This window comes from Bacteroidia bacterium (assembly GCA_039924845.1).
Lineage (GTDB): Bacteria > Bacteroidota > Bacteroidia > DATLTG01 > DATLTG01 > DATLTG01.
The window spans coordinates 1-10,658 of sequence record JBDTAC010000067.1; the positions used below are offsets into that span (position 1 = coordinate 1).

11 protein-coding genes, 1 tRNA gene and 1 pseudogene are annotated in these 10,658 nt (G+C 36.5%); 5 read left to right on the plus strand and 8 right to left on the minus strand.

Annotated features, from left to right (window positions below; translation table 11 throughout):
* The 3 genes and pseudogenes from ABIZ51_07230 to ABIZ51_07240 form a co-directional block, all read right to left on the minus strand.
* Window positions 1–602: restriction endonuclease subunit S (locus tag ABIZ51_07230; protein ID MEO7088566.1), on the minus strand; the 602-nt coding region annotated here is incomplete at its 3' end.
* A pseudogene (locus tag ABIZ51_07235) lies at window positions 586–2,150 on the minus strand (class I SAM-dependent DNA methyltransferase). The pseudogene ABIZ51_07235 and the gene ABIZ51_07230, both read right to left, overlap by 17 nt.
* Before the next feature lie 328 nt (window positions 2,151–2,478).
* Window positions 2,479–2,552 (minus strand) — tRNA-Asn (locus tag ABIZ51_07240).
* An 80-nt stretch (window positions 2,553–2,632) separates the two neighbouring features.
* On the opposite strand from ABIZ51_07240, the gene ABIZ51_07245 reads away from it, so the two are divergent.
* The 4 genes from ABIZ51_07245 to ABIZ51_07260 all read left to right on the plus strand — a co-directional run bounded on the left by ABIZ51_07245 (window position 2,633) and on the right by ABIZ51_07260 (window position 5,345).
* Window positions 2,633–3,556 (plus strand): PfkB family carbohydrate kinase, encoded by a 924-nt coding sequence (locus ABIZ51_07245; protein MEO7088567.1) that lies wholly within the window; start codon window positions 2,633–2,635, stop codon window positions 3,554–3,556.
* A 36-nt stretch (window positions 3,557–3,592) separates the two neighbouring features.
* A complete protein-coding gene (metF, locus tag ABIZ51_07250; GenBank protein MEO7088568.1) occupies window positions 3,593–4,546 on the plus strand; it encodes a methylenetetrahydrofolate reductase [NAD(P)H] in 954 nt (317 codons plus the stop codon).
* Between the two features lie 282 nt (window positions 4,547–4,828).
* Window positions 4,829–5,062: a hypothetical protein gene (locus ABIZ51_07255; GenBank protein MEO7088569.1), complete on the plus strand. Its 234-nt coding sequence runs from the start codon at window positions 4,829–4,831 to the stop codon at window positions 5,060–5,062.
* Window positions 5,046–5,345 (plus strand): type II toxin-antitoxin system RelE/ParE family toxin, encoded by a 300-nt coding sequence (locus ABIZ51_07260; protein ID MEO7088570.1) that lies wholly within the window; start codon window positions 5,046–5,048, stop codon window positions 5,343–5,345. Before ABIZ51_07255 ends, ABIZ51_07260 begins: the two co-directional genes overlap by 17 nt.
* Before the next feature lie 26 nt (window positions 5,346–5,371).
* Here ABIZ51_07260 and ABIZ51_07265 read toward each other — a convergent pair whose 3' ends face one another.
* The 4 genes from ABIZ51_07265 to ABIZ51_07280 form a co-directional block, all read right to left on the minus strand.
* Window positions 5,372–5,593, minus strand: a complete 222-nt coding sequence (locus tag ABIZ51_07265; protein ID MEO7088571.1) for a hypothetical protein — start codon at window positions 5,591–5,593, stop codon at window positions 5,372–5,374.
* A 62-nt stretch (window positions 5,594–5,655) separates the two neighbouring features.
* Window positions 5,656–6,666 (minus strand): homoserine O-acetyltransferase, encoded by a 1,011-nt coding sequence (gene metX / locus ABIZ51_07270; protein ID MEO7088572.1) that lies wholly within the window; start codon window positions 6,664–6,666, stop codon window positions 5,656–5,658.
* Between the two features lie 30 nt (window positions 6,667–6,696).
* Window positions 6,697–7,725, minus strand: coding sequence for a 2-oxoacid:ferredoxin oxidoreductase subunit beta (locus tag ABIZ51_07275; protein ID MEO7088573.1), 1,029 nt, complete (start codon window positions 7,723–7,725; stop codon window positions 6,697–6,699).
* On the minus strand, window positions 7,725–9,581 hold the full coding sequence (locus ABIZ51_07280; GenBank protein ID MEO7088574.1) for a 2-oxoacid:acceptor oxidoreductase subunit alpha: 1,857 nt from the start codon (window positions 9,579–9,581) through the stop codon (window positions 7,725–7,727). The genes ABIZ51_07275 and ABIZ51_07280 overlap by 1 nt, the downstream gene beginning before the upstream one ends.
* Window positions 9,582–9,938: 357 nt before the next feature.
* Between ABIZ51_07280 and ABIZ51_07285 the strand changes: the two genes are divergently transcribed.
* A complete protein-coding gene (locus ABIZ51_07285) occupies window positions 9,939–10,211 on the plus strand; it encodes a hypothetical protein (protein MEO7088575.1) in 273 nt (90 codons plus the stop codon).
* 220 nt (window positions 10,212–10,431) lie between these two features.
* Here ABIZ51_07285 and ABIZ51_07290 read toward each other — a convergent pair.
* A partial coding sequence (locus ABIZ51_07290) for an aldehyde dehydrogenase family protein (GenBank protein MEO7088576.1) occupies window positions 10,432–10,658 on the minus strand: 227 nt, incomplete at its 5' end.

Here is a 10,658-nt window from a genome sequence, read left to right on the forward strand (position 1 = left end):
CCATTGCTTTTATAGAGTTGTCCGTTTTCGTTTGGAAATTCAAAATCAACAAACCATTGCTTGTAAATTGCCTGTGCTGTTTCTTCTAATTTCTTTATGAGTTGGTTGTTAAGTGCAATGCGGTTTACAATGGTGTTGTATTCTTTTACAATTTCTTTTTGTTTGTCGGGGTGGGGAATGGGAATTAAGGTTTCACATAATGCTTCCCAATCATAACCTCCTCTTATTGCCGCATCACATTTGAAAGTAGCATATCTATCAAATTCTGTTCTCCTAAACCACATCATTAAATATTCTGGGTCAAGTTTGTTTTTATCCGTTATTTCAAAAACTGGATAAGCAGGTGAAACCAGATTTGGTTCATCATCTAACTTTAAAACAACTGGTAATTTATTTACTCGTATTGGAGACATAAAATCACAAGCAAATTGATATTTACTCATAACTCTATAAACAGACATATCAGTTCCAACAATGTTAGATGTAGTTTCACGAAACTCTTTCGTCATACTCAATCCCAGAAGTTTCGTGACTTTTAAATCTTTATTGCGATGTTCAACCCGATGAATAAAATCACCAATAGGTTTATAATTTGATTTCATAACCTAACTCTTTAAAAACGGTTAATAAATCATTTTTTGATGCTGCTTCTGCTTTCAACAAATCGGCAAACTCTGTTTGTAGGGCTTGCATTTTTTCACCAAAGTCAATATTCTCATCACGGTTTACAAACTCAATGTATTTGCTTGGTACCAACGAAAAATCTTTGGCTGCTATTTCTTCCAGCTTTGCCGCATAACAATACTCAGGTATATTTTCTATTTCCGTTTGTTGCCATTGGTGAAATGTGCCGGCTACTTGTTTTATATCTGCTTCCGAAAATTGAGTAAACTTCTTTTCAAATGGTTCTCCCATTTGACGCAAATCCATAAACAAGATTTCTGTTGAACGGTTGCGTAATTGTCTTTTTACATCACCAATAATTTTGCTTTGAGCTTTTTTATTTTTATTCAATATCCAAAGCGTAACACTGATGTCGGTAGTGTAAAACAAATTTCGAGGCAATACCAAAATGGCTTCCACCAAATTATTTTCAATCAACTTTCTTCGGATTTTATATTCTTCGCCACCGCCACTCAATGCACCATTTGCCAATATAAAACCTGCCATTCCGTTTTCAGAAAGTTTGCTTGCCATATTCAATATCCAAGCATAGTTGGCATTGCTTTTTGGCGGCACATCATAGCCCATCCATCGTGGGTCGTCTTTTAGTTCGGTTTCTGCCCGCCAATCTTTTTTTGGTTAAAAGGTGGGTTCGCCATTATAAAATCGGCTTTCAGGTCTTTGTGTTGGTCGTCAGCAAATGTGTCTGCTGCTTTTTCGCCCAAGTTTCCTGCTATGCCTCGTATGGCAAGGTTCATTTTTGCCAACTTGTAAGTAGTGCCTGTGTATTCCTGTCCGTAAATAGAAATCTCTTTTTTATTTCCGTGGTGGCTTTCTATAAACTTAATAGATTGCACAAACATACCGCCACTGCCACAAGCAGGGTCGTAAATGATGCCTTTGTAGGGTTCAATCATTTCGGTAATTAAGTTTACAATACTTTTAGGCGTGTAAAATTCTCCTTTGCCTTTTCCCTCTGCCAAAGCAAATTTTGAAAGGAAGTATTCATACACTTTTCCAACAATGTCTTGCTGTTTATCTCTCAGCGTATCTATGCTGTCAATCTCACTAATCAAAGCAGCCAATTTGGTAATGTCTAAACCCAAACGAGAAAAATAATTGTCGGGCAATGCACCTTTCAGTGCCTTGTTGTCTTTCTCGATGGTATGCAGTGCGGTATCAATGATTAAAGCAATATCGTTTTGTCTCGCCTTTTTAACAATGTAACTCCACCGTGAAATTTCTTCTAAGAAAAACACATTGCTCATATTGTAAAAATCGGGCTTCTCTATGTATTTTCCTTTGCCATCGGCAATGAGTTTGGCTCGGTGTTCCTCAAACTTGTCGCTGGCAAACTTCAAGAAAACAAGTCCTAACACCACGTGTTTGTATTCGGCTGGCTCAACGCTTCCTCTCAATTTATTAGCAGCTTCCCAAAGGGTTACTTCAATTGCTTTTCCTTTTACTTCTTTCTTCTGTTTCGCCATTTTATGATGTCAAAATTGTCTCCTAATTTAAATACAAAGCTAATTTATTTCGAGATAAAATCTTGATTCCGTTAGTATTTTCTCAATTGTAACAATTTGTTACAATTTTGTAACGTGAAAAATATTTTTTGTATAGATTTTTTTTTTTAAATATTACTCTTTGTTAAAAGAGAAAAGTGCGATACAATTTTATTGCATATATTTTTTTAATAAAAAATTGTTTCTTATGCTCTCAACAAAAAAGAATTTAGAAGCCTCTTTTTGGGCAAATTTTGGGCAAATAAAAAAGGGTTACAAACTTTATCGTCTGTAACCCTTGTCTTTGTTGCTCTCCCTGTAGGACTTGAACCTACGACCCTCTGATTAACAGTCAGATGCTCTAACCAACTGAGCTAAGGAAGAATTTCCTAAAAAGGAGTGCAATATTAGCACAATCAAAATAAATATACAATATATTTGTGAAAAATTCTAAAACTTATTTTATGAGCTTACTTGTTGTTGGCACTGTAGCCTTTGATGCCATTGAAACTCCCTTCGGCAAAACAGATAAAATTATTGGGGGTGCGGCAACGTATATTTCCTTAGCTGCCTCTTATTTTACCCAAAATATCAATCTTATTTCGGTTGTCGGCGACGATTTTCCGCAAAATGCGATCGATCTTTTGAGAAATCATCATGTCAATACCAATGGCTTGCAGTTAAAGAAAGGCGAAAAAACTTTTTTTTGGTCAGGGAAATACCACAATGATATGAATACCCGCGATACCTTGGTTACAGAACTAAATGTATTAGCCGATTTCAAACCTGTTGTATTGCCCGAATATCAAGATGCTGATTTTTTGATGCTCGGCAATTTAACTCCGCAAGTGCAACAAAGTGTGATCAATCAATTAAAAACACGTCCGAAACTAATTGTGTTAGACACGATGAATTTTTGGATGGATATTGCTTTGGAAGAATTAAAGCAAACTATTAAAATGGTGGATGTACTCGCCATTAATGATGCAGAAGCACGTCAGTTATCCGGAGAATATTCCTTGGTAAAAGCGGCACAGAAAATTCTCGATATGGGTATAAAATACCTCATCATCAAAAAGGGAGAACACGGCGCTTTGTTGTTTAATAAAGAACAAGTGTTTTTCGCACCTGCACTTCCCTTAGAAGATGTATTTGACCCAACAGGCGCAGGCGATAGTTTTGCTGGAGGCTTTATCGGTTATCTCGCAAAAACACAAGATATTTCTTTCGACAACTTGAAACGCGCCATTATTTTTGGTTCGGCAATGGCATCTTTTACGGTTGAAAAATTCGGAACAGAACGTTTGATTGGATTAACTCAAAAACAAGTAGAAGAACGTGTTCAGGAATTTATTGATTTGGTGCAGTTCGATATTTCGTTGGTGTAATTCCAATTTTAATCTCATTAATCATTATCCCTTTTCATGAAAGTTATTGATCACATTAAAAAAGCAAAATCCACTTTATTTTCCTTCGAAATTTTACCTCCTTTAAAAGGAAAAAGTATTTTTTCTATCTACGAAAGTATTGATCCACTTATTGAGTTTAAGCCGCATTTCATCAATGTTACCTATCATCGCGAGGAATATATTTACAAAAAAAGAGAAGGTGGTTATTTAGAAAAAGTGTCTATTCGTAAACGTCCAGGAACGGTTGGAATTTGCGCTGCCATTATCAATAAATACAAAACAGATGCCGTTCCGCATTTAATTTGTGGCGGATTTACAAAAGAAGAAACCGAAAATGCTTTAATTGATTTGCAATTTTTAGGTATTGACAATATCCTCGCTTTGCGCGGAGACCCTATTAAAACAGAGCCTACTTTTATTCCGGAACCAAACGGAAATAAATATGCGGTTGATTTGGTGAAGCAAATTGTGGAGATGAACAATGGCGCGTATTTGTACGATGAAGTGGAAAAGTCCGTTCCCACTGGATTTTGCATTGGCGTTGCGGGTTATCCCGAAAAGCATTTTGAAGCTCCTAATCTTTCGAACGATTTAAAAAACCTGAAAGCAAAAGTAGATGCGGGTGCCGATTATATTGTAACACAACTTTTTTACGATAATTCGAAATATTTTGATTTCGTGAAACGCTGCCGCGAAGCAGGAATTACCATTCCGATTATTCCGGGATTAAAACCCATTACTACCAGAAATCAAATTCAAGTATTACCTAAATTTTTTCATATTGATATTCCAGAAGCACTTGCCGAAGCATTTGAAAAATGCAAAACAGACGAAGATGTAAAACGCACCGGAATTGAATGGGCAATTGCACAATCGAAAGAATTAATAAAGGAAAAAGTGCCTTGTTTGCATTTCTACACCATGGGGAAATCCGAAGCCGTAAAACAAATTGCTGCGAGCGTTTTTTAGAGAAATTGATTCGAAAAATTGTTTTTTGAACGTGTTTTATATTTTCTTTTTTCTTGAAAAAAAAGAAACAAAAATTCAAGGCTTTGTTTTCTCATTTCATTTTAGCTTCCTGATTCTATTCGTCGGGTGATTTCCTCGTATACACTCGGAAATCCCGATCTCATCACGACTTCATTTTACTAAAATTTTATTCGAAATCAGATGCCTGAAAATTATTTTTTCAAACCCCTTTTTTCGTCTTCAAAAATTATTTGTAATTTTGATTAAGAAAATTTGATGATTATGAACACAAGCACTTTAGATAAAAAAATCGAATTAATTCAATGGTTGTCCACTTTGGAGGATAAATCTATTATAGATAAATTATTGAAATTTCGTAGAGCGGAAAATAAAGATTGGTGGAATTCAATTTCGGCAGCAGAACAAAAATCAATTGAGAAAGGTCTTTCGGATGCTGAAAAAGGAAAATTAAAGTCCCACTCTGAGGCCAGAAAATTGTATGAAAAGTGGTTATAAAATCTTTTGGACGAATAATGCGTTAGAAGAGCTTCGGAAAACAATAGACTATTTACAGCAAAATTTTTCTGACAAAGAAGTTCGAAAACTTGCTATTAGAATTGAAAGCGCAACTGAATTAATTTCTCAAAATCCTTGGTTATTCCCCAAATCAGAATTTAAAAATACCCATCAAGTTTTTATATTGAAGTTTAATACAATGTACTATAAAGTGAAAAATGAAGAAGTACAAATTGTGTCATTCTTTTCAAATAGACAAAATCCGAAAAAGCGAAAAGTATAAAAAATCGTCTTCAAAAAAATAATTTTTCAACTCATGATTTTCAGCTTCGCGAATTTCAAAAGCAATTGTTTTTGTCCAACGCCTTGAAAAAATACGGTGGCTTTGTTATTCGGAAAAACGCCTTCCATATTCATTACTTTTCCGTTTCCGAAACGTTCATGCGAAACTTCCATTCCCACTTGCAAATCTTTCAAATGACTGTTGTCGCAGGTTTCTCCGGAAGCGGGTTTCGACACATTTACTCTCACAAAATTCTTTTTCGGTTCATCTGAAAAATTATTTTTTTGAAAGCCCTTTTTCAGCTAAATTTTTATTTCAGAAAATCACGAATGACTTCTGTAAGACTTGATTCTTCTATTAAAAAACCATCGTGTCCGTACAACGAATGTATTTCCTGATACGTAGCGTTGGCTAAATGTTTCGCCAAAAATTTTTGTTCCGCAACCGGGCAAAGTAGATCTTCGGAAATACCAATTACCAAGGTTTTTGTTTTTAGTGTATTCAAAACAGTTTTCATTTTTCCGCGTCCACGCGCAAGGTTATGACTGTCCATTCCCTTCGTTAAAAGCCAATAAGAATAGGTGTTAAAACGATTTGCTAATTTTTCTCCTTGGTATAAAATATAGGAAGATGCTTTTAAAGCATCGTGGTTTTCCGACTCATCCGTTTGCATTTTTACATACGCTTCGTAATTTCGATACGTCAGCATTCCGATAGCACGAGCGGTTTTCAAACCTTGTTTACCTGCATTTTCTGAATTGTTTTTCCAAGTCGTATCCGTTTCAATCGCCATGCGTTGCGCGGTATGTATGGCAATTCCCCAAGCCGATTCTTTGGCGGAAGTAGCAATTAAAATACAATTTTCAAAAATTAAAGATTCGGTAAACATCCATTCCATCGCTTGATATCCGCCCATTGAACCGCCAATAAGCGCATGTATTTTTTCGATTCCTAATTTTTTTCGCAACACAATATGTGCTTGAATCATATCCCGAATTGTGATTCGCGGAAACGCGCTGAAAAATTTTTTTTCTGTTTTCGGATCAATACTTAACGGTCCGGAAGAACCGTAACACGAACCAAGAATATTGGCGCAAACAATGAAGTATTTTTCCGGATCGAATATTTTTTTCTCCCCGACTAAAATATGCCACCAATCTGCCGCGTCGGAATTCGCAGTAAGCGCATGGCAAATCCACACTACATTTGATTTATCGGCATTTAATGTGCCGTAAGTATGATAGGTAATTTCAAGTTGAGGGAGAATTTCACCTGATTCTAAAAGAAAGTTTTCTTCGCTGAAAAAATAATTTTTTGACACGTTAAAAAAATAATTTTTGGGATGTGTTTTTTAGGAAATCGTCCACACGTTATTTCCGGAAAGCAGCGCGTCTAAATTGCCTTTTCCCTTTGCATTTACGGCAATTTCAATCTGCTCTTGCAATACTTCTTCGTAACAAGGACGATCAGTTTCGTAAAAAATTCCGAACGGACGAGGTAAATGATTTTCCGTTTCAGCACCTTCAAAAAAGCGTGTTAATAAAGCTGCTTTCGATAGATCATGTACGTCATGTATCCACAAATTATTCGCGGAAGCTGCTTCCACAACAATTGGTTTTAATCCGTCTAATTGAATTCCTTTTTCATTGTTTTGCCCAAATAGCAAAGGTTTTCCTTGTTCCAGAAAAAGCGTTTCTTGTTTTTTACTTCCTTTTTCAGTAAAAATTTCAAAAGCGCCATCGTTAAAAACATTGCAATTTTGATAAATTTCGAGCAAGGAAGTTCCTTTGTGTTGATCTGCTTTTCTCAGCATTTCACGCAAGTGAACTGGATCTCTATCCATACTGCGCGCCACAAACGTTGCATCAGCTCCAAGACACAAAGCAAGTGGATTAAACGGATGATCAATGGAACCAACAGGCGTTGATTTTGTAATTTTTCCTTGCGGAGAAGTGGGTGAATATTGACCTTTTGTGAGTCCGTAAATTTCATTGTTAAACAACAAAATATTCACATTAAAATTTCTTCGAAGTAAGTGAATCAAATGGTTCCCACCGATGGAAAGCGAATCGCCATCACCAGTAACAATCCAAACGCTAAGTTCCGGACGTGTCGCTTTTAAGCCACTCGCAATCGCAGTTGCTCTACCGTGGATACTGTGCATACCAAAGGTTTCCATGTAATACGGAAAACGCGAAGAGCAGCCAATCCCAGAAATAAAAACAATATTTTCACGTGGAATCCCCAATTCAGGCATCACACTTTGTACTTGTTTTAAAATGGAATAATCGCCGCAACCTGGGCACCAGCGGATGTCTTGATCGGTTACAAAATCTTTTGCGGTTAATTTCAATTCAGCTGTTTCTATTTTTGTTTCCATTACGATGCGCTCAACAATTCAAGTAATTTATTTTTTATTTCGCTTGCGGTAAAAGGCATTCCTTTTATTTTATTGAATCCTTTCGCATCCACCAAATATTTTTCGCGAATCACTTTTATCAATTGTCCACTATTCATTTCCGGAATTAATATTTGATCGAATTTTTTAATCAGTGTTTCGATATTTTTCGGAAATGGATGGATGTATTTTATTTGAATGTGTGAAACGCTGTATCCTTCGTCGATGGCCTCTTTCACGGCAGTTTTAATAGCACCGTAAGTAGATCCCCAACCGATCACCAATAATTTTCCACTTTCTTTTCCGGCATCTATTTTTTGAAGTGGAATGTAATCGGCAATTTTTTCGATACGTTCCGAGCGAATTTTCACCATCAATTCGTGATTATCTGGATCGTACGATACATTTCCAGTTTCATTTTCTTTTTCCAAACCGCCGATACGATGCTCTAAACCTTTGGTTCCGGGAATTGCCCAATCGCGAACCATTTTTTCATTCCGTTTATACGGAAGAAATTTCTCAGTAGAATCCGGCGATTTTTCTTTCGCAAAATTTACTTTTATCGGAAGTAAATCCGATGATTTCGGAAATTGCCAAGGTTCAGAACCATTTGCAATGTATCCATCTGATAAAAAGAAAACAGGCGTTAAATGTTCAATCGCAATACGACAAGCTTCGTACGCCATGTAAAAACAATCGGAAGGCGAAGTAGCTGCAATCACTGGTACGGGCGATTCTCCGTTGCGTCCGTAAAGTGCTTGCAATAAATCGGATTGTTCTGTTTTGGTAGGTAAACCAGTGCTTGGTCCTCCGCGTTGTACGTTGCAAATGACCAATGGTAATTCCAACATTAAAGCTAAACCAATGGCTTCACCTTTCAACGCAATTCCTGGACCAGACGAAGCTGTTATTCCTAAACTTCCTCCGAAAGAGGCGCCAATTGCAGATGTTACGGCAGCAATTTCATCTTCTGCCTGAAATGTTTTTACGCCAAAATTTTTGTGTTTCGATAATTCATGTAAAATATCAGAAGCTGGAGTAATCGGATAACTGCCGTAAAATAGAGTTACGCCTGCTTTTTGCGTTGCTGCGATTAATCCAATCGCGGTAGCCTGATTGCCCATAATGTTTCGGTAGGCCCCTTTTTCCATCACCGCAGGCTTTACGTGATAGCGACTGGTAAAGGTTTCCGTAGTATCTCCAAAATTATAGCCTGCTTTCAACACTTTTACGTTCGCATCAATTAAATCTGGGCGCGTTTTAAATTTTTTATGAAGAAACTCCAATGTGTTGTCTAATGTTCGGTTGTAAAGCCAATAAATAAAGCCCAACACAAACATGTTTTTGGAGCGATCCATTTCCTTTGTACCCAAACCAGAATCCGCCAAACACGTGCGTGTTAGCTTGGTTACATCAATTTCGTAAATTTTATATTTTTCCAACGAGCCATTTTTCAATGGATTATCGCCGTTGTTGTACTTCGCTAATTTCAGATTTTTCGGATCGAAACCATCTGTATTAACAATGATAATACTGTCTTCTTTTAATTGTTTGAGATTGGCTTTGAGCGCCGCTGCATTCATGGCAACCAACACATCGCAATGATCCCCTGGCGTATAAATTTTAACACTTCCAAAATGCAATTGAAATCCGGAAACGCCTGCCAAAGTACCTTGCGGAGCACGAATCTCAGCCGGAAAATTAGGAAAGGTACTGATGTCATTTCCATACAAAGCCGCCGTTGTGGTAAACTGCGATCCCGCCAATTGTATTCCATCTCCGGAATCTCCAGCAAACAGAATAACTACTGCTTTTTTTATTTCATCAGAAACTGCCATCACAAAAATTTTCTAAAAATCGGACAAAGGTACGAGTTTTGAAAAAAACAGCGTTATAAAAACGAAAAAATAATAATTCCCTTTTGAAGGCTTTGAAAAATTATTTTTTTGATGACTGAAAAATTGCTATTATTTTTGTTCTTCTTTCTTTTGGCTTAAACCAAATGAAAGAAGCAAAGAAAAATTCAAGGCTTCGATTTCTTATTTTATTCGTGCGGTCTTGAGGTTTAAAAAAATATTTTTTCAAAGACTGAAAAAACGAAATAAATTCACACTGAATTGTTGATAATATTCTTTTTTCTAAGCATTTCTTTTACACTGAAATGAATACATTTGTAGCATCAAGATTGCTTTAAAATGGAAAACAGAAACAACCTTTTAAAAAAATATTTTTCGAAAGCCGATATCGGCGGAGGCGTTAGCATTAATGATTTACGTGAAAAAGAATTTTCGCGCGACAGTTTAACTTTGGAAGAAAAAACAGCACTTCGCAATTTTGATACCTACCGCATTGCTGAGCTCAACAAGCAATTGACAGATTTTGATTTTCACGAACGTTACCGCCAATTACAAGTGATGGCGAACCTTTCCGGATTTGAAGAATTCCTGAAAGAAAAATACATCCGATAAATAGTTTCTCCAAAATTTCGGTTCATAAACCTGTTCATAATTTATAAACGCTGCCTTAAAAAAGCATCGAAACGATTGTACCTTGCACTCGTACTAAATCTCTCATTCGCATGGAAAAAGTAAATTCTTTGAAAATCGTTTTCAAGAAATTTGAAAAATGGTTTGACAGAAAATTAGGTTGGTTTTTTACCAACGGAATGAAAACCTTGCAAGAAACACACTAAATTTTAATACACACATTTTTAGGTTCGGTAAAAAACAGAAGCGCTTCAAAGCCGCCTTCTCTGCCAACTCCAGAGCTTTTTACGCCGCCAAAAGGCGTTCTCAAATCACGTAATAACCAACAATTTACCCAAACAATTCCGCTGTGAATTTGTTGTGCCATGCGGTGTGCCCGCGATAAATGTTCCGTCCAAACAGTAGCCGCTAATCCGTATTGCGTGCTGT